The following is an 18,475-nucleotide window of genomic DNA, read 5'->3' on the forward strand; positions in this document are numbered from 1 at the left end:
CTTGCAGCCTCCAAACGGAGTTCTCCCCTGCCACAGCCCCCGACAGCGCCGAACGCCCGCCGGCAATTCTCCGGTGCGGAAACTGCCGGGTTGGCGATGGGAGTCGGTGCATTCCTGATCTGGAGCTTCACCCCCTTCTATTTCGAAGCCATTCAGGAACTGGGCGTCGCCCAGATCATTGCACACCGGTTCCTTTGGGCGATCCCGTTCATGGCCGTCGTCCTGACCATCGCGCGCCAATGGGCGGGGCTGGCCCGCGCGATCCGCACACCGCGCGTCCTCGCCACATTGTTCCTCTCCGGCGCCCTGATCAGCGTCAATTGGAGCACGTTCATCTTCACGGTTGTCTCCGACCAGCTGCTCTCGGCAAGTCTGGGCTACTTCCTCAGCCCGCTGGTCAACGTGTTGTTGGGCTTTGTTGTCTTGCGCGAGCGCCTGTCGAACGGTCAGCGCATCGCCGTCGCGCTGGCCACCATCGGCGTCGGCATTCAGGTCATCGGGTTCGGACAGGTCCCCTGGATCGCGTTGATCATTGCCTTTTCGTTCGGCCTCTATGGCCTCCTGCGCAAGACAGTGAACGCCGATGCTGCGGTCGGCCTGTTCATCGAGTGCGCGGTCATCGCGCCACTCGCGCTCGGCGTGCTCATTCTGTTCGAATTCAGGGGAACCGGCGCATTCGGCCATCATGGGCTCGGGTTCGATGCCCTGATTGCCCTGTCCGGCATCGTCACCGGGCTGCCGCTGCTGATGTTTGCCGCGTCGGCGCGGCGCGTGAAGCTGGCGACCATCGGCCTGATGCAGTATATCGCGCCGTCATTCTACCTGCTGTTCGCTTTCACCTTTTTTCCGCAGCCCTTCGGCACGGCGGAGATCATCACTTTCGCCTTCATCTGGCTGGCGCTGATCATCTACACTGCAGAGATATGGCGGACACGGATCGTTTAATCGTGGCTGTGATCGCCTGACGCGTTGAATACGCCCGGAACAGAGCGCAAAATACATCAACGATAACAAGATAACCGGAGACGACACGATGGCTATGTACTGGCTCGATCATGTGAATATTCGCACCGCCAAACTCGACGAGATGTCCGCCTTCTACGAAGGTGTCCTCGGGCTGAAGCGTGGCAAACGGCCGCTTAGTTTCGATTTCGGAGGTGCCTGGCACTATTGCGGCAGCAACGCGATCGTTCACCTCGTGGAATCGGTCCGGCAGGTCAAGAATGGCGAAGCTCAGGTCGAACATTTTGCCCTGCGCGCCAGCGGCAGCATGAAGACGTTCCAGCGCAAAATGCGCGAACATGACGCGCCCTATACCGTGGTCCCGCTGCTCGAGATAAACATGGTTCAGGTCAACGTGTTCGACCCGGACGGCAACAAGGTCGAGGTCCAGTTCGCCGCCACCGACAATGACGATATGGAGCCCTTCCCGGGAAACAGCGCGGCGTCGAAGCGACGGTTCAAGAAGGGTGCGGACCTCAACAAAACGGGCATCATGTCGCTGAAGAAATCCAAGGCGAAAACGTCGAAGACCAACAAGAAACTGGGCGCGCCGAAACCGATCCATCCGCCCAAAAAGCGCACACGCCACGTCTAGAGTCTCCAGTAAATTATATGTGAATATGATGATATTGAAATATACCGGAATATTCTGATACCGACGGTGTTTGGTAGGTAGCTATTCACCTCGGAGTTCCCTTTCATGTTCGGTCGAAAAGTACTTTCCTCAACGCTCGGCAGGGCGTTTGCGGTCACGGCGCTAATCGCCGCCGTGAGCCTGCACAATCCGGGCAGCGCGGCCGCCGAAAGCGTTGCGGCGGGCAAGATCATCCCGCATATGCTGGAGGTACCCGATCAAAGCGATCAGGTGCGTGGCTTCGAGACCCTGCGGGGCACAAAGGGCCTGGTCATGCTCTTTTCGCGTTCCCTCGCGTGGTGACCGACATGCATTCACCAGGCGGTCGTCTGGAACGAAAATATCGAAAAAATCCGCGCCCAGGGCATCGAGGTCGTCTCGGTAACGGCCGATGACGTCGCGACGGTTCAGCGCTTCGCCAAGCTGCGGAAAATCGACTATCCGCTCCTGTCGGACGCGAACCGCGATGTGATCAACGCCTTCGGCCTGTTCAACGACCGGTTCCCGGAAGGCAGCCGCTATCGCGGCACCGCCATTCCTATGGTGATCGTTGCCAATGCCGAGGGGGTCGTGACCCACGTCTATAACGGCCACGGCTACACCGAGGATCATGAGATCGCGACGATCGTGAACAACGCGATCGAGGCCACCGAAGCCCCGAAGAGCCAGTAGCCCGCCAGTTCTCAAGCGAATGTGTTTTGAAAGCGACGGTGCGATCACGCACAAACGGGTCTCCGGCGTAGCGTCCCATACGCAACAATTGAGACACCCGTGATGTCGGCCCGTCGCATTTGCCACAAGCTTCTAAAGGCTTGGATTTCCGCTTTGGCGGTGATCCTGCTGGCGGGATTTCTCTGGCCGAATGCCGCCAATGCCCAGGTCGTGGACGCGGTCCGCGCCGGGGTCCAGGTCGGCACTCCCCTGCCCCATGATCTGACAGTGCCTGACCAGTCCAATCAGGTGCAGAGCTTCGTTACCCTGAAGAAAAACCGGGGCCTGATCCTGATCTTCTCACGCTCCCTGTCCTGGTGACCCTATTGCATTGTCCAGGCGGTCGCCTGGAACGACAGGATCGACGCGGTGCGCGCGCTCGGCTACGAGGTCGTCACCGTCACCTATGACGATGTCGGCACGCTGCAGCGCCTCGGCAAACGCCAGAAGATCGCCTACCCGATGCTCTCGGACGTGAATTCGGACATCATCCGGGCGTTCGGCCTACTGGCGGAGAATTACCCGCAAGGCAGCTTCTACTACGGGGTACCGCACCCGGCCATCATGGTCCTCGATAGCGCGGGCCAGGTCAGCCACCGCTTTTCGGAACGTCATTATTCCTCGCGCCCCGACATCGAGAATGTGCTGGCCGTCCTGCGCAAGGACGCGACGAGCTAGCCTTTTAGCTTCCTTGGCTTCGTCATGCCCGGGCTCGACCCGGGCATCTCAACCGGCAGTTCATGAGAGACGCGGATCAAGTCCGCGTATGACGGGGTTTTGACACGAAAAAGGCCGCCCCGAGGGCGGCCTTTTGTATGGGTTCGGCTGAAACGACCGATCAGAGCGAGTAATACTCGACGACCAGGTTCGGCTCCATCTTCACCGGATACGGCACATCGGCCAGCTTCGGTCCGCGCAGATAGGTGCCCTTCAGGTTGTTCAGATCGACGTCCATATACTCGGCAAGATCGCGCTCGGTCGATGCAATCGCCTCGAGCACCAGCGGCAGCTCGCGCGACTTCTCCTTGACCTCGATCACGTCGCCATCCTGAACCGCGTAGGACGGGATGTTGACCTTCTTGCCGTTTACACGGATATGCCCGTGGTTGACGAACTGGCGGGCGGCGAAGATCGTCGGCACGAACTTCATCCGGTAGACGACCGCATCGAGGCGGCGCTCCAGGAGCTCGATCAGATTCTCGCCCGTGTCGCCACGGCGACGCACGGCTTCATCGTAGTAGCGGCGGAACTGGCGCTCGCCGACATCGCCGTAATATTTGCGCAGCTTCTGCTTGGCCATCAGGTGAAGGCCGTAATCGGACGGTTTCTTGCGGCGGCGACCATGCTCGCCCGGGCCGTGCTCACGTCGGTTGACCGGGCTCTTGGGCCGGCCCCAGAGATTCTCGCCGAGACGGCGATCAATCTTGTACTTCGCGGAATGCCGCTTAGACATATTTCAGATCCATTCTTGTCTTTGTTGTCCCGATCAGCACCGCGCTATAAGTCACGCACTACGGGGATCCGGTCGTTGCCGGTCCACATACACGGGAATGGCGCGCACTATAGGCATCGGCCGCGCTATGTCAAACTCGTTTGGCGTGTTCGAACGCCCCCCAACATTGCGTATCCAAGGCGAATCGAAACATGGCGTCCAGTTCCCGATCCGGCAATCATCTCAAGGGCATAGCGATCACCGCAACGGGTGTCGTTATCCTGTCGCCCGACGGACTGATCACCTCGCTCGTGGCCGCCGACATCCGCACTTCCCTGTTCTGGCGCGGTCTGCTCCTCGGTATCGCGATGACCGGCTTTCTGCTGGTCCGTTACCGCGGCGATCTCCTGCAGATATTCAGCCGATTACGTCAGCTCCCCCACCTGGCGGTCGCCTTCATGTTCGCCGCGTCGTCGGTTGGCTGGGTCACGGCGATCACCCTGACCAGCGTCGCCAACACGCTGTTTATCCTCGCCTGTGCACCTTTGTTTGCCGCCATCTTCGCGCGCATCTTCATGGGTGAGCGCGTGCCCCGCCGGACGATCGTGACAATTTTCATCGCAATCGGTGCGATGGCAGTGATCTTCGCCGAAGGGCTGGGCCGCGGAGACCTGTACGGAAACCTCGCAGCGGTCGCCACGGCGCTTGTGTGGGCCGGAATGGTGGTTGTGCTCAGCCACACCCAGATCGACGATCCGGCGCCCGCCATGGCGCTCAGCGGCTATATCGTCGCCGTCGTGGCGCTGTTCGTGGCGCCCACAATCTCGATCATCGCACTGGATGCGCTCTGGCTCGGCCTGCTGGGCTTCGTGGTGCTGCCGGTCTCGTTCTTCATGATCCTGCTCGGCCCGCGCCATCTGTCCGCGCCCGAGGTCAGCCTGATCATGCTTCTTGAGGCGGTCCTGGGGCCGATCTGGGCCTGGTGGTTCATCTCGCAGGCGCCATCACCGCTCTCGTTGATCGGCGGCACCGTGATCGTGGGAACGCTCGCGGTCCACTTCGCCATCGGCCTGCGTGACGAGAAGCACAACGCCTAGGGAGCGACCAGTTCGGGGAGCGTGAAGGCTTCGAGTTTACCCGAGACACCCGGAACCTTGTGTTGGCCCAGAGCGACCAGCGGTTCGGGAGCCGCTTCCTCGAATTTTTCCGACGCGACGACAGGTACATCGAGAATCTTTGTAAGTCCCTCGAGGCGCGACGTCTCGTTGACCGCAGATCCGATTACCGTGAAATCAAGCCGACGGTCCGTTCCCACATTGCCGTAAACCACGTCGCCCACATGCATGGAGACACCGAATTTGATCGGTGGCAATCCCGCACCATCACGTTCGACATTTATCCGTGCCGCGCGGTCCAGAGATTCGCGCGCCGTCGACAATGCCGAACGGCACATACTTTCAACGCCCCGTATCTCGGAATCGATCGGAAAGATCGCCAGGACTCCATCGCCGATAAACTTGAGCACCTCGCCGCCATGGTCCAGAACCACGCCGGCAGTGCAGTCAAAATAGTCATCCAGTGTCGAGAGATAATCCTCCATCGGCAGCTTCTCCGCGAGCGCCGTGGAGCCACGCAGATCGCACTGCCAGATGACGCACTCGATGCGCCGTCCATCGCCGCGTTCGACGCGGCCATCCATCACCTGTCCGCCGGTATAGGTTCCGAGATAGGTGTCGAGGAGCGTCATCGAGAGCTCCCGGTTCGTCCTGGATTTGACGATCAGGGCAAGCAACTTGTTGAGCGCCTGAAGATACGTGACTTCGTCGTCGGTGAACCCGCTCAATCGGCGCGTGGAAAACGAACTGACCGCACCCTCCAGGCCCTGGGGCAAACCTTCCCAGAGCGAGAGATCGCGCCGGCCATAATGCTGATAAAAAACCAGATAGTCGGTGACCCCATCCTCCTTGAGCGTGTGCAGGATGGGAAATTCCGGGTAATTATCTCCGTCCAGTCGATGGCGTTCGAACGGCAGACCGTTGCTCAGGGAACTGAAAAACGGCGAATTCTGGAATTCCGGGGACCGGATGATGTCACGGGTCGCCATTTCGCTTCGCACATGGTCGGTCCGGGCATCCCAGATGACATCGCGCGCACCAAATACGGGATGGAGCAACATCCCACCGACGGCGATTCTGTGCAGCGCGATTCCGCGGGCCACAAGACTATGCCCCAGCCCCTGAACTATTTCGGCCAGGCTGGCATCGCCGAGCCCCTTTTCCACCAGCCAGGCATTCGAGCCCTGCATCGGTATCAGACCATGTCGGGACGTCGCTCCGTCGTTCACATTCAAACTCCCCACTCCCCGCCAACCTATAGCAACTAAGTCAGCGCGGCGTTTACTCTGTCGTGGAATCACGTTCCAGTTCGCCCCGCCGGCGCTTGGCGTTCTGGGTGTGCTGCCAGCTTCGCGTGAGGGCGCTGATCATCCCGTGGAAGGTCCGCACCTCCTGGTCGGTCAGGCGCGCGCGCTGGAGCATGGACATGAGATTGCGCATCACCGACGGCCGCAAATCGGGTGCACGAAAAAATCCGCCCGCGTCCAGCTCGGTCTCCAGGCGCCCGAACAGGTCTATCAGCTCACTTTTCGCGGCCATCCGCGTGCCCGACATCGTCACGGTGTCCGGCGGGGTTTCGTCGCCGGCGGTGAACCACTCATAGGCAACCAGCAGTACGGCCTGGGCAAGATTGAGCGAGGAGTAGGCGGGGTTCAGCGGCACCGAGATGATCCTGTCGGCCAGCGCCACATGGTCGTTCGTCAGGCCCGAGCGTTCCGGCCCGAACAACACCCCGACATTCTCACCGCGCGCCTGGGCGGCACGCATGTCGGCCGCCGCCTCGCGCGGGGTCAGAACGCGCACGGTCAGTTCGCGCGGGCGCGCCGTCGTTGCGTACACCGCCGTGAGATCCGCCACCGCCTGTTCCGGCGTGGCAAAGACCTGCACAGCATCGAGAACCTCCGTGGCCCCCGCGGCCATCGGCTCGGCCTTGGCGTTGGGCCAACCTTCGCGCGGATTGACCAGCGACATCCGGTTGAGCCCGCAGTTCAGCATCGCGCGCGCCACCGCACCCACATTCTCGCTGAGCTGGGGTTCAATCAGGACGATGCGCGGTCCGCCGAGGACGGGCGGTTGGGTTCGGTCTGTACCGGCCATGACCCTAGGACCGGCCCGCAACTGCGCGCGCGCAGGACACGAAGGGTTCGCCCTTCACCTTGGCGATCGCTTCAGCCTGGGAGCCGACTTTGCTCGGGACCCCCATGCGTCGCAGGGCCCCCTCGATTCGCGGGCTGCGACTCGCAAGAGCATATGTCAGCGCCGTATTGCCGTTCGAATCGACCGCCGTCACATCCGCCCCACGCCGGATCAGAAACTCGGCCGCAACAAACTGCCCGTTCCAGGCCGCGCGCATCAGCGGCGTCATCTGGCCGTTGTCGCGGTGGTTTATGTCGGCACCCCGATCCAGCAACAGCTCGATCGTCTTTTCCCAACCATTCTTCGCGGCCCAGGTCAGCGGCGTACAGCCGTTTCGGCCGTCTTCCTCGACCCGTGCGCCGGCCTCGATCAACAGGCGCAGGGACTTGTTGCTGCCGCGCGCGGCGACATTGATCAGCGGTGTCACGCCGACTTTGTCCTCACTGTTGGGGTCCGCGCCGCGTTCCAGAAGATCCCGGATCTGGTCGACGGTGCCCGTTGCCGAAACCCTCAGCAGGTCATGATTGAGGGGTTGCGGTGCCTGCGCCGCAAGCGGCGCGGCCGTCAGCATCATCACGCAAGCGACAATCCATATCCGACTGGTTTTTGATGTTGGTTTCATTGCAGGACGCAACCTACGCGAGGCGTCCGCGCGCGTCATCCGGCGATCGGTTATTTGTGGAGCGTGCCGTCCGGGTTGAAGGCGTTGAAGGCAAACGCAAATGTCATGTCGTGAATCGCATCCCGCAGACCCGCCGGCGTCTTGCGCTGGACCGTGACATAGCCGATATCGCGGCCTTCCTTGATATAGGCGATATCCAGCACGGAAAGCTGTCCCGTCTCCCAGGTCAGGACAAGATCACCAGCCTCTATCCGCTTTTCGGATTTCAGCCGGTCGAGAGTCCACGCCTGATCACCGACCGCGACCACATAGGCCATCGGTGCGACCCCTTCCGGCAGCGGAATACCCGGAAACAGCGGCGTTTCCGACGTGTCGTAGCTATCATACGGGTTCACGCCGTAGTTGCGCGGAAAGCCGGGCGGACGCTGGAGAATATCGGCATCGGGAAACGCCGCGGCAAATACACCCAGCGGCTCGACCCGGCTGGGGATGATGGTGAGATGCATGCCCGCCATCTCGCCTACGATTCCCTCGCCGGTGAACTGCTGCCACCAGCTCTCGGTCTGGCGGTCATACATCACCAGATCGGAGAAGCGCAGATTGCCCGTGGTGCCAAAGTCGAGCACCTGATTATCCAAGCGCCGGTCGAACACGACGGCTGTATTGCAGAGCGGACAGTAGGTCACCGCGATGGGCACCCCTCCGAGCTCGTCGTTGACGATCTCGTGCCAGATCAGGACCGACAGGGGATAGGCGCGGGTCTGTTCGTTGACCGTGACCCGGATCATCGGCTCACGCGCGTCATGGCTGTCATACGCGGCCTCGAGGGATCCGATGGTCGGCGTGTCGATGGCCGGGATCACGTCCCTGCCGATGCCGCCGGATAAAATCTCGGCGAGATCGACATCCCGTTTGGAGAAATCCGTGCGCGGCCAATCCTTCTCCCACAGGTCGAAATCGGCAAACGCGACGGGGACGGCGAACGCCGTCGCGGCCACCGCGAACAGAAACATCAACGCATTAGCGCGCAGAAACACAGGCAGGCAGGCGATCATCCGGTCATCTCCTTGGCCATGATGTTGGCCGTACGCCAAGCTACCGCGCCGGCCAGCGGCACATGCATGACAAGGGCTTCAATTCGATGTGAACGCTGCGGGTGGGTTTGAAACCCACCCCTACAACCGGATGCCATTTTTTTGTAGGGGCGGGTTACAACCCGCCCGCAATCAGCTTCGGCTCCGAAGCAGCTTGAAGACGATGGCGTCGTCGAGGGCCTCGTAGGCGGCATCGATGATGTTCGGCGAGATTCCCACCGTGCCCCAGCGCTGGCCCGTATCGTCGGAAGATTCGATCATCACCCGCGTGACGGCGGCCGTCGCCTGCTGCGGTGTCAGGATACGCACCTTGAAATCCACCAGCCGCATGGCCTCCAGCTCGGGATATTCCGGCAGCAGGGATTTGCGCATGGCGTCATCCAGCGCGTTGACCGGGCCATTGCCCTCGGCCACCTGCATGGAGTGATTTTCCCCCACCTGCATCTTGACCACGGCCTGGCTGATCGTCGTCACATCGCCACGGGCATTGAACCGCCGCTCAACCTCGGAGCGGAAACTCTCGACCCGATAGAAATCGGGCACCTCACCCAGCGCACGCCGGGCCAGCAACTCGAAGCTCGCCTCGGCCCCGTCATACGTGTAACCGTCGAACTCGCGCGCCTTCACATCCTCGACCAGACGCGTAATTCGCGGGTCCTTGCTATCGACCTCGATCCCGGCCTCGCCGAGCCGCGAGAGAATATTCGATCGTCCGGCCTGATCGGACACCACGATATGCCGTGCGTTGCCGACGCTTTCGGGGTCGACATGCTCATAGGTTGCCGGGTCTTTCTGGACCGCCGAGACGTGCAGACCTCCCTTGTGGGTGAACGCCGCCTCGCCCACATAGGGCGCCGTCCGGTCGGGTGCCCGGTTGAGCAACTCATCGAGCAACCGCGAGACATGGGTCAGTTGCCGCAAGCCATCCGCGTCGAGCCCGGTCTCGTAGGCGCCGTCATATTTGAGCATCAGGTTCGGCAAAACCGTCACCAGATTGGCATTACCGCAGCGCTCACCCAGCCCGTTCAGGGTTCCCTGCACATGGCGCACCCCCGCCTCGACCGCCGCCAGCGTGTTGGCGACGGCATTGCCGGTGTCGTCATGGGTGTGGATGCCGACATGGTCGCCGGGGATGTGCGCCAGCACTTCCTTGACGATTGTCGAGACCTCGTGGGGCAATGTACCGCCGTTGGTATCACACAGCACAACCCAGCGCGCGCCCGCGTCATGGGCGGCTTTTATGCAGGCCAACGCATATTCAGGGTTCGCCTTGTAGCCATCAAAGAAATGCTCGGCGTCGAACAGCACCTCGTCCTTGCGCGTCGCGGCATAGGCGATGCTGTCCGCGATCATCGCGACATTGTCTTCGCGCGGAATACCCAGCGCCAGATCGACATGGAAATCCCAGGTCTTGCCAACCATGCAAATGGAATCCGCCGCGGTGGAAATCAGCCCGTTGATGCCGGGGTCGTTGGCCGCACTGTGATCGGGCCGCCGCGTCATCCCGAAAGCGGTAAATCGCGCATTCCTGAAGCCCGGCGAGGTTGCGAAGAACGCGTCATCAACCGGGTTGGCACCCGGCCAGCCGCCTTCCACATAGTCGATGCCGACCTCATCCAGCGCGCGCGCGATGGCCCGCTTGTCGTCGACGGAGAAATCGACACCGCGGGTCTGCACGCCATCACGCAGGGTGGTATCGAAGATGTAGATGCGTTCGGCCATGGGTTAACCCTCGCGACGCCAAGTCGTGCCGCCGGCGCCATCCTCGAGGACGATGCCCTGGGCGGTGAGCTCGTCGCGAATTTCGTCGGCCCGGGCGAAATCCTTGGCTGCACGTGCCGCAATGCGTTCTGCGATCAGCGCATCGATAGCCGCATCACCGTCGCCCTGGAACCAGACTTCGGAGTCCATCTGCAGCAGACCAAGCAGCCGACCGGCGGCTTTCAATGCACCGGTGGCCCGCAGAACCTGTTCGGGCGTCTCGGCGGCGAATACGGCATTCGCGGCAACATGCAGCCCGGCAATCGCGAGCGGCGTGTTCAGATCATCCTGCAGCGCAGATACCACCTCGGCGGGAATGACATAGGAAATGTCCTTCGGCCCTTCTTCTCCGTCGAGCGCCGCCGCGCGCAGTCCGAGGGCACGGTAGAAGCGGTTCAGCTCCTGGCGCGCCTCACGGACGCCGTCCTTGGAGAAATCGAGCGGCTGGCGGTAGTGGGACTTGAGCAGGGCCAGACGCAGCGCCTCGCCGGGGAATTCGTCAAGCAGATCGGTGACCGTGTAGAAGTTGCCAGCCGACTTGGCCATCTTCTCGCCTTCGCTCATCAGGTAGCCGTTATGCACCCAGTAACGCGCAAAGCTTTCATCGGGATGCGCACAGCGCGACTGGGCAATCTCGTTTTCATGGTGCGGGAACACGAGGTCGACCCCGCCGCCGTGAATGTCGAACGAACGCCCCAGATGTTCCTCGCTCATGGCCGAGCATTCGAGATGCCAGCCGGGGCGGCCCCTGCCCCACGGGCTGTCCCAGCCGGGCTGCGTGTCGCTTGACGGCTTCCAGAGCACGAAATCCGACGGGTCGCGCTTGTAGGGCGCCACATCGACCCGCGCGCCAGCGATCATCTCGTCGCGGTTGCGGCCCGAAAGCTTGCCGTACTCCGGCATCGACGGAACATGGAACAGCACATGACCTTCGGCCTCATAGGCATGTTCCTTCGCGATCAAATTCTCCATAAGTGTGATCATCTGCGCGATATGGTCGGTCGCGCGGGGTTCGACATCAGGCGTCACACAGCCGACTGCGGCGGCGGCGGCATGAAAATTTTCCGTCGTGCGCAATGTCAGCGCATCGATGTCCTCGCCATTCTCGGCGGCGCGCTCGATGATCTTGTCGTCCACATCGGTGATGTTGCGAACATAAGTGACATGATCGTTGCCATAGTCGTGGCGCAGCAACTGGGCCAGCACGTCAAACACCACCAGCGGGCGGGCGTTGCCGATATGGATATCGTCATAGACCGTGGGCCCGCACACATACATGCGCACATTGGCCGCATCGATCGGCTCGAACGGGTCTTTTTCGCGCGTGTAGGTGTTGTGGAGATGAAGGGTCATTGGTGGTTCCCGGGAGTGAGTGCAGCATGCGCGCGGATTAACCGCGCGCGGACAGGGCCTGTCAGGCGGTAATTCGCCCGCCAGGGCAGCAACATCGATGGGAACGATTGATCATCACGTGGCGGTATATACGCCTCCCCGGAAAGCAAAGCAATTCAAGGGTTTGGCATTCATTCGCAGAACCAGCCAGGCGTCATGCCCGGGCTTGACCCGGGCATCTCGTTACGGACTGGGCAGAGATACGCGGATCAAGTCCGCATATGACGGGCTTGGTGGCTCCGTGCAGAACACCGCGAAGGTCTACGCCTTGCCCCGGAACGCGTTGGTGATCGGGTAGCGGCGGTCGCGGCCGAACGAGCGGCTGGTGAGCTTCACTCCCGGCGGTGCCTGGCGGCGCTTGTACTCCGAAAGCTCCAGCAGGCGCCAGATGCGCTGCACGGTCGCCGGCTCGAAGCCCTTCGCCTCCAGCTCCGCCCCGCCGAGATCCTCCTCGATCAGGCCGTGCAGGATCGCATCGAGCACTTCATAGGGCGGCAGGGAATCCTCGTCCTTCTGGTCCGGGCGCAATTCGGCGGATGGCGGCTTGGAGATCATCCGTGGCGGGATCACGGGCCCTGCCGGTCCCAAAGCCCCATCGGGATGGTGATCGTTGCGCCAGTGGCAAAGCTTGAACACGTCGGTCTTGTAGACATCCTTGATGACCGAATAACCGCCGGCCATGTCGCCGTAGATCGTGGCGTAACCGACCGACATCTCCGACTTGTTGCCGGTCGTCACGAGCATCGCGCCGGTGGTGTTGGAGATGGCCATCAGGGTCAGGCCGCGCGCACGGCTCTGGATGTTCTCCGCCGTAATGCCGGCGGCCGGTTCATTGAAAGCCTCGGTCAGCATCTCGTCGAAGGCCGACATGGCCGGGCCGATACCCACGCTCTCGTAGCGGACGTCGAGGTTTTCGGCGAGTTCGCGCGCATCCACGAGGCTGTCCTCGCTTGTATACGGCGACGGCATCATCACGCAATGCACCCGATCGGCACCCAACGCGTCCACCGCGACAACCGCCGTGATACCGGAATCGATGCCGCCCGACAGGCCCAGCACCACACCGGGAAACCCGTTCTTGTTCACATAGTCGCGCAGGCCGAGCACCATCGCCTGGTAGAGCCGTTCGCTGCCCTCGATCCATTCGGCGACTTCATCTGATGTGCAGGTCCAGCCATTTTCGTTGCGGGTCCATTCGGTGAGGGTCAGGTCTTCGACGAACTGTTTCGACGCCGCGACCATGCGCCGGTCCGCACCCAGCACGAACGAGCCGCCGTCGAAGACGAGCTCGTCCTGCCCGCCGACCTGGTTCACATAGATCAGCGGCAACTCGGTCTCGGTCACCCGCGCGACGGCGAAATTCATGCGCACATCGACCTTGTCGCGCTCGTAGGGGCTGCCGTTGATGACCACGAGGATTTCCGCACCCGATTCCATCAGGGTCTCGCAGACGTCCGGCGTCCACATGTCCTCGCAAACCGCGAGGCCCAGGCGCACGCCGCGGAAGTTTACCGGGCCGGGCAGCTCGCCGGCGTTGAAGATACGCTTCTCATCGAACACGCCGTAATTCGGGAGATCCCACTTGTAGCGGACGGTCTGCACCTTGCCGTCGTCGAGCACGATCGCGGCGTTGTAGCGGTTGCCGGCATCGTCGAACCACGGCGCACCGATGATCAGGCCGGGGCCGCCATCGGCCGTATCGGCCGCCAGCGCCTCGACCGCGTCCATGGCGGCGCGTACGAACGCGTTCTTCAGGATCAGGTCTTCGGGTGGATATCCGGTGACACAGAGCTCGGTACCGATCATGAGATCGGCGCCCTGTCCGGCCGCAGCCAGGCGCGCCGCGCGAATCTTGGCGATATTGCCGTCGATATCGCCGACAACCGGATTGAGCTGGGCGAGCGTGATTTTCAAACTATCGGTCATGGCTGGAAACCGGGACGGGGTGGAACGCGGCGGACGGTATGCACCGGGCCGGGGCGTGTCAACGCGCTGTGTGTGTGATCAGTCGCGATATTCGAGGAGGATGTCTTTCGCCATCCCGTCGCGTTTGTCGGTCGTCAAGACACGTTCGATATGTTTGCTCCGGAAACTGGCTTGGAGAATTTCCTGTTCGGTCAGGCCCACCCGGGCGACCAGATGCAGAATGGAGCGCTGTCCCCGGCCCTTTTTCGCGTCCCGCTCGGCCTTGAGATAATCTTCGAGCCGGCGCCGTTTGGAGCCGCGTTCTGCGATGTACCAGGCCGAACCGGCAAAGGCGACCAGCGCCGTCACGATCGCGGCGATGTTCGCGATAAAACCGAGCCAATCAGTGGGATCGTCCATCACGGAACTCTATCGGCGCAGCAGGAACTCGCGGCCGACCTTGACCCGCTTGGTGCCGCCATATTCGACGATGTCGGACGTCGCATAGGTTTCCTGCCAGTCGCCGGGCAGGAAGGAACCGGTCCCGATCGCATCGATCGGCACATCGGCGGCGGCCATCACCTTGCACTTTTCGGGGCCGAAACCCGACGATGCGACGATCTTGGCGCCCTCGAAGCCGCCTTCGTCGAGGCGCTCGCGCAGGTGCCAGATCGCGGCAGCCGATACGCCACCGCCGATCAGGTGGCGCAATTCGGCCTCGGTCCGGTAGCCCCTGATCGCGTCGGGCGCATGGCGCTCGAGCACGGCATAGCTCTGTGACGGGTCAATGCCCTCGATGTAGCGGCCACCGGGCGTATCCAGCCGTAGAGACAATCTGCCCGCCCGCACCATTTCAGGGAAGCGCCGGCAGACTTCGAGACTGTCCGTAACCTCGCGGCCGAAATAATCGACGAGCACTGTCAACGGCTCATCGGGGTGGGTTTCCTGGAACATCTCAGCCGCCCGCACCGTCGATCCGGCATAGCCGATCAGCGCGTGGGGCATCGTCCCGAGTCCGCGTTCCTGGCCGAAGAAATGCGCCGTCGCGTCGGTTGCGTTGCCGACGAAGCCGATGGCGCCGACCTTGCGGTTGGCCCGTCCCGAGCCGACCGATGCCGCATAGGCCATCATCTCGGCCATGTCCGGGCCCGTGCAGTGGCGCGCGTCGAAGGCCATGAAGGACACATTCGGCAGGTCCACGCACATGGCCGCCGCGTTGTAGGCCGCCACACAGGCCGCGCCGAGCTTCTGCAGATACAGCGTTTCGAGGTCGACAAGGTCGTGAAAGGAGCCGGAGATATAAAGCAGCGGCTCGCCGGCCCCGACCCAGCGGCCTTCGTCGAACCGGAGGTCGATTTCGAAGCTGGCGTTCCGCGCCGCCGCGACCGCCTCAAGCCAGTCCAGCGCCAGGCGCGGCGCGGAAATAACCGGGCGGCGCATGAACACGGCGTAGGTGACCTGGGTGTCGCCGAACTTGCCGACAATCGCGCGGGTCTTGTTGAAATAGGTATCGGTGAGCGCCGGGATTTCTTCGATGCGCGGATGCGGTTCGGCGTTTGGCCGGATTGTGGCTCCGGACGTCAGCGTGTTGGCGTCACTCGTCTTCGCGTCACTCGATTTCGCGTCACTGGATTTCACGGTGCCCATATCGTCCCCGCTGGTCGCCCCGGTATATCAGGAAGGCAGTTTGGCGCGTGTCGGCCAAATGGGAAAGCGCGATGATGCGCCGGTCAACTGGCGGCTGCAACGCGCTCCGCATTCTCCGCGGCAATCAGGTCGCGCTGGCGTTTCAGCCGCTCGGCGATCTGGAATGCCAGCTCGATGGATTGGCTGGCGTTGAGGCGCGGGTCGCAATGGGTGTGATACCGGTCGCTCAGGCCTTCTTCGGTGATTTCCTGGGCGCCGCCGATACACTCGGTCACGTCCTGACCGGTCATCTCGAAATGCACGCCGCCGGCATGGGTGCCCGCGGCACGATGCACCTCGAAGAAAGTATCCACCTCCGACAGGATCGCATCGAAGGCACGAGTCTTGTACCCGCTCGATGACGACACGGTGTTGCCATGCATCGGGTCGCAGGACCAAACCACGTTCTTGCCTTCCTTCTCCACCGCGCGCACGAGGCCGGGCAGATGCGCTTCGGCCTTGTCCGCGCCCATCCGGCAGATCAGGGTCAGGCGGCCCGGATCATTCTCCGGATTGAGGATATCGGTGAGCCGCAGCAAATCGTCGGTGTCGATCGACGGGCCGCATTTCAGGCCCAGCGGGTTCTCGACGCCGGAAAGATACTCCACATGCGCGCCATCGGGCTGGCGGGTCCGGTCGCCGATCCACAGCATATGCGCCGAGGTGTCGTACCACTTGCCGGTCAGGCTATCCTGGCGGGTCAGGGCCTGCTCATAAACGAGCAACAGCGCCTCGTGGCTGGTGTAGAAATCCGTCTCGGCCATCTGCGGGACGTTGTCGCTGGTCAGGCCGCAGGCGGCCATGAAGGCAAGCGTCTCGTCGATCCGCGCACCCAGCTCCTCGAATTTTGCGCCCTGGGGGCTTGATTTCACGAAGTCCAGATTCCAGCGATGGACCTGGTTCAGATCCGCGAACCCGCCCTGGGCGAAGGCGCGCAGGAGATTCAGGGTCGACGCGGCCTGGTTGTAGGCGCGCAGCATGCGCTCCGGGTCGGGCTCGCGGGATTCGGCGGTGAAGGCCGTGTCGTTGATGATGTCGCCGCGATAGCTCGGCAGGGAAACGCCATCGACCTCTTCCGTGTTGGACGAGCGCGGCTTGGCGAACTGGCCGGCCATGCGCCCGACCTTCACGACCGGACAGGCCGCGCCATAGGTCAGCACGATTGCCATCTGCAGCAGCACCTTGAAGGTGTCGCGGATGTTGTCGGCATGGAATTCGGCGAAGCTTTCCGCACAGTCGCCGCCCTGGAGCAGAAATGCCTGCCCCTCGGCCACCTTGCCCAGCTGCGCGCGCAACGCGCGGGCCTCGCCGGCAAAGACCAGCGGCGGCTGTTTGCGCAGGGTGTCCTCGACATGGGCCAACGCGTCTGCATTCCCGTATTCGGGGACCTGCAGAATATCGCGGCTACGCCAGCTTTCCGGCTGCCAGTTCTTCGACATCTCGCTATCCGGTCCGGCGCCGTGAAACGCCCGGTCCGTCCATCTTCTTGTTCTACCAGGTCGCGCTATCGCGCGGGGCCATGCCTATAGGCCCTCAGGGGCGCGAAGGCCAGCAAAAACCGCCCGAATTCAACGCGCTATCAAACCTACTCCGGTTATTCGGCCGCTTCCGCCACCGGCTCACGCATGGTGACGAATTCCTCGGCCGACGTCGGGTGGATGCCGATCGTCGAATCGAACACCGCCTTGGTCGCGCCCGCCTTCAGGGCAATACCGATTCCCTGGATGATCTCGCCGGAATCCGGGCCGACCATGTGGACGCCGACAACCTTGTCGCTCTTGTTGTCGACAATCATCTTCATCAGGGTCTGTTCGGCGCGGCCCGAAAGGGTGTTCTTGAGTGCCCGGAAGCTGCTCCTGAAGATCGACACATCGCCATATTCCGCACGGGCCTCGGCCTCGGTCAGACCGACCGTGCCGATGGGCGGCTGGCTGAACACGGCGGTCGGGATGTTGTCGTAATTCACAGTCGTGGGCGTTTCGTTGTAGAGGGTCTTGGCCAGTGCAGTACCCTCGGCCAACGCGACCGGCGTCAACTGGAAGCGGTCGATGATGTCGCCGATGGCGTAGATCGACGGCACCGACGTCTGGAAATGGTCGTCCACGATGATGGCGCCGTTCTCCTTGAGTTCGACACCGGCCTCCTCGAGGCCAAGCCCGGTCACCTTGGGTTTGCGGCCGATGGCGGACATCACGCAATCGGTGTCGATCGCGCTGCCGTCGGACAGGTGCACACGGTAACCCGCGTCGGTCTTCTCGACACGCTCGAATGTCGTCTCGAACTTCAGGTTGATGCCCTGGGCTTCCATCTCCGCCTTGAGATGGGCGCGAATATCATCGTCGAAGCCGCGCATGAACATCTCGCCGCGATAGACGAGCGTCACCTCGGCGCCCAGGCCGTTGAAGATGCCGGCGAACTCGACCGCGATATAGCCGCCGCCCTCGATCACGACATGCTGGGGAAAATCGTCGAGATAGAACGCCTCATTGGAGGTGATGACATGCTCGCCGCCTTCATATGCCTGATCCGTGGGCCAGCTGCCGGCGGCCACGAGAATACGCTCGGCGGTGTATGTCTTGTCGCCAACAGCTACCGTATGCGCATCGACGACCGTGGCGCGGCCGTCGATCACGGTGCAGCCGGAATTCTCGAGCAGGCGCTGATAGATGCCGTTCAGCCGCGAGATTTCCTTGTCCTTGTTCTCGATCAGGGTGCGCCAGTTGTGAGACCGTGGCCCGACGGTCCAGCCGAAACCCGCCGCGTCCTCGAAATCCTCATGATAATGCGCGGCATAGACGAACAGCTTCTTCGGGATGCAGCCCACATTCACGCAGGTACCGCCCATGTGCAGATCTTCCGCGACGGCGACGGTCGCGCCGAAACCGGCGGAGAAACGGGCCGCACGGACGCCGCCGGAACCGGCGCCAATGACAAACAGGTCGTATTCGTAATCGCTCACGGGGCTTCTCGCTTTGCTTGGTGTCT

Annotated in this window: 19 protein-coding genes; 7 read left to right on the forward strand and 12 right to left on the reverse strand. The window is 62.3% G+C overall.

Annotated elements, in window-relative coordinates:
• Nucleotides 1–96 precede the first annotated feature (96 nt).
• From rarD to ABJ363_10950, 6 genes are all read left to right on the forward strand, one after another.
• On the forward strand, nt 97–945 hold the full coding sequence (gene rarD / locus ABJ363_10925) for an EamA family transporter RarD (GenBank protein ID MEP4379505.1): 849 nt from the start codon (nt 97–99) through the stop codon (nt 943–945).
• Nucleotides 946–1,033: 88 nt separating this feature from the next.
• Nucleotides 1,034–1,597, forward strand: coding sequence for a VOC family protein (locus ABJ363_10930; protein MEP4379506.1), 564 nt, complete (start codon nt 1,034–1,036; stop codon nt 1,595–1,597).
• 105 nt (nt 1,598–1,702) lie between these two features.
• Entirely contained in the window at nt 1,703–1,939 is a 237-nt protein-coding gene (locus tag ABJ363_10935) for a hypothetical protein (protein ID MEP4379507.1), read from the forward strand.
• A 9-nt stretch (nt 1,940–1,948) separates the two neighbouring features.
• Nucleotides 1,949–2,308, forward strand: a complete 360-nt coding sequence (locus ABJ363_10940) for a redoxin domain-containing protein (GenBank protein ID MEP4379508.1) — start codon at nt 1,949–1,951, stop codon at nt 2,306–2,308.
• 102 nt (nt 2,309–2,410) lie between these two features.
• Entirely contained in the window at nt 2,411–2,668 is a 258-nt protein-coding gene (locus ABJ363_10945; protein MEP4379509.1) for a hypothetical protein, read from the forward strand.
• 9 nt (nt 2,669–2,677) lie between these two features.
• Nucleotides 2,678–3,025, forward strand: a complete 348-nt coding sequence (locus tag ABJ363_10950; protein ID MEP4379510.1) for a redoxin domain-containing protein — start codon at nt 2,678–2,680, stop codon at nt 3,023–3,025.
• A gap of 160 nt (nt 3,026–3,185) precedes the next feature.
• Here ABJ363_10950 and rpsD read toward each other — a convergent pair whose 3' ends face one another.
• A complete protein-coding gene (rpsD, locus tag ABJ363_10955; GenBank protein ID MEP4379511.1) occupies nt 3,186–3,800 on the reverse strand; it encodes a 30S ribosomal protein S4 in 615 nt (204 codons plus the stop codon).
• Nucleotides 3,801–3,991: 191 nt separating this feature from the next.
• On the opposite strand from rpsD, the gene ABJ363_10960 reads away from it, so the two are divergent.
• On the forward strand, nt 3,992–4,876 hold the full coding sequence (locus tag ABJ363_10960) for a DMT family transporter (GenBank protein MEP4379512.1): 885 nt from the start codon (nt 3,992–3,994) through the stop codon (nt 4,874–4,876).
• Here ABJ363_10960 and ABJ363_10965 read toward each other — a convergent pair.
• The 11 genes from ABJ363_10965 to gor all read right to left on the reverse strand — a co-directional run bounded on the left by ABJ363_10965 (nt 4,873) and on the right by gor (nt 18,449).
• The gene (locus ABJ363_10965; protein MEP4379513.1) at nt 4,873–6,123 is read right to left on the reverse strand and encodes an adenylate/guanylate cyclase domain-containing protein; all 1,251 of its coding nucleotides are present in this window, start codon (nt 6,121–6,123) and stop codon (nt 4,873–4,875) included. The two genes, ABJ363_10960 and ABJ363_10965, sit on opposite strands and share 4 nt — an antisense overlap.
• A gap of 52 nt (nt 6,124–6,175) precedes the next feature.
• Nucleotides 6,176–6,991: an RNA methyltransferase gene (locus ABJ363_10970; GenBank protein ID MEP4379514.1), complete on the reverse strand. Its 816-nt coding sequence runs from the start codon at nt 6,989–6,991 to the stop codon at nt 6,176–6,178.
• A gap of 4 nt (nt 6,992–6,995) precedes the next feature.
• Nucleotides 6,996–7,604, reverse strand: coding sequence for an ankyrin repeat domain-containing protein (locus ABJ363_10975; GenBank protein MEP4379515.1), 609 nt, complete (start codon nt 7,602–7,604; stop codon nt 6,996–6,998).
• A 98-nt stretch (nt 7,605–7,702) separates the two neighbouring features.
• Nucleotides 7,703–8,707 (reverse strand): DUF3179 domain-containing protein, encoded by a 1,005-nt coding sequence (locus ABJ363_10980; protein ID MEP4379516.1) that lies wholly within the window; start codon nt 8,705–8,707, stop codon nt 7,703–7,705.
• A gap of 171 nt (nt 8,708–8,878) precedes the next feature.
• Entirely contained in the window at nt 8,879–10,468 is a 1,590-nt protein-coding gene (gene cimA, locus ABJ363_10985) for a citramalate synthase (GenBank protein ID MEP4379517.1), read from the reverse strand.
• Nucleotides 10,469–10,471: 3 nt separating this feature from the next.
• Nucleotides 10,472–11,860 (reverse strand): cysteine--tRNA ligase, encoded by a 1,389-nt coding sequence (gene cysS / locus ABJ363_10990; GenBank protein MEP4379518.1) that lies wholly within the window; start codon nt 11,858–11,860, stop codon nt 10,472–10,474.
• A 300-nt stretch (nt 11,861–12,160) separates the two neighbouring features.
• A complete protein-coding gene (locus ABJ363_10995; GenBank protein MEP4379519.1) occupies nt 12,161–13,825 on the reverse strand; it encodes an NAD+ synthase in 1,665 nt (554 codons plus the stop codon).
• Nucleotides 13,826–13,903: 78 nt separating this feature from the next.
• The gene (locus ABJ363_11000) at nt 13,904–14,224 is read right to left on the reverse strand and encodes a hypothetical protein (GenBank protein MEP4379520.1); all 321 of its coding nucleotides are present in this window, start codon (nt 14,222–14,224) and stop codon (nt 13,904–13,906) included.
• 9 nt (nt 14,225–14,233) lie between these two features.
• A complete protein-coding gene (locus ABJ363_11005; GenBank protein ID MEP4379521.1) occupies nt 14,234–15,451 on the reverse strand; it encodes a nicotinate phosphoribosyltransferase in 1,218 nt (405 codons plus the stop codon).
• An 83-nt stretch (nt 15,452–15,534) separates the two neighbouring features.
• Complete coding sequence (locus ABJ363_11010) at nt 15,535–16,929, reverse strand: 3-deoxy-7-phosphoheptulonate synthase class II (protein ID MEP4379522.1); 1,395 nt, start codon at nt 16,927–16,929, stop codon at nt 15,535–15,537.
• 155 nt (nt 16,930–17,084) lie between these two features.
• Complete coding sequence (gene gor / locus ABJ363_11015) at nt 17,085–18,449, reverse strand: glutathione-disulfide reductase (GenBank protein MEP4379523.1); 1,365 nt, start codon at nt 18,447–18,449, stop codon at nt 17,085–17,087.
• Nucleotides 18,450–18,475 lie beyond the last annotated feature (26 nt).

The organism is Alphaproteobacteria bacterium (assembly GCA_039980135.1).
Classification (GTDB): Bacteria; Pseudomonadota; Alphaproteobacteria; order UBA6615; family UBA6615; genus UBA8079.

Excerpts from the sequence above, each read along its gene's own strand:
- rarD (MEP4379505.1), top strand. The coding sequence starts at position 97 with ATGGGAGTCGGTGCATTCCTGATCTGGAGCTTCACCCCCTTCTATTTC.
- ABJ363_10930 (MEP4379506.1), top strand. The coding sequence starts at position 1,034 with ATGGCTATGTACTGGCTCGATCATGTGAATATTCGCACCGCCAAACTC.
- ABJ363_10935 (MEP4379507.1), top strand. The coding sequence starts at position 1,703 with ATGTTCGGTCGAAAAGTACTTTCCTCAACGCTCGGCAGGGCGTTTGCG.
- ABJ363_10945 (MEP4379509.1), top strand. The coding sequence starts at position 2,411 with ATGTCGGCCCGTCGCATTTGCCACAAGCTTCTAAAGGCTTGGATTTCC.
- rpsD (MEP4379511.1), bottom strand. The coding sequence starts at position 3,800 with ATGTCTAAGCGGCATTCCGCGAAGTACAAGATTGATCGCCGTCTCGGC.
- ABJ363_10960 (MEP4379512.1), top strand. The coding sequence starts at position 3,992 with ATGGCGTCCAGTTCCCGATCCGGCAATCATCTCAAGGGCATAGCGATC.
- ABJ363_10970 (MEP4379514.1), bottom strand. The coding sequence starts at position 6,991 with ATGGCCGGTACAGACCGAACCCAACCGCCCGTCCTCGGCGGACCGCGC.
- ABJ363_10975 (MEP4379515.1), bottom strand. The coding sequence starts at position 7,604 with ATGATGCTGACGGCCGCGCCGCTTGCGGCGCAGGCACCGCAACCCCTC.
- ABJ363_10980 (MEP4379516.1), bottom strand. The coding sequence starts at position 8,707 with ATGATCGCCTGCCTGCCTGTGTTTCTGCGCGCTAATGCGTTGATGTTT.
- cimA (MEP4379517.1), bottom strand. The coding sequence starts at position 10,468 with ATGGCCGAACGCATCTACATCTTCGATACCACCCTGCGTGATGGCGTG.
- cysS (MEP4379518.1), bottom strand. The coding sequence starts at position 11,860 with ATGACCCTTCATCTCCACAACACCTACACGCGCGAAAAAGACCCGTTC.
- ABJ363_10995 (MEP4379519.1), bottom strand. The coding sequence starts at position 13,825 with ATGACCGATAGTTTGAAAATCACGCTCGCCCAGCTCAATCCGGTTGTC.
- ABJ363_11000 (MEP4379520.1), bottom strand. The coding sequence starts at position 14,224 with ATGGACGATCCCACTGATTGGCTCGGTTTTATCGCGAACATCGCCGCG.
- ABJ363_11005 (MEP4379521.1), bottom strand. The coding sequence starts at position 15,451 with ATGGGCACCGTGAAATCCAGTGACGCGAAATCGAGTGACGCGAAGACG.
- ABJ363_11010 (MEP4379522.1), bottom strand. The coding sequence starts at position 16,929 with ATGTCGAAGAACTGGCAGCCGGAAAGCTGGCGTAGCCGCGATATTCTG.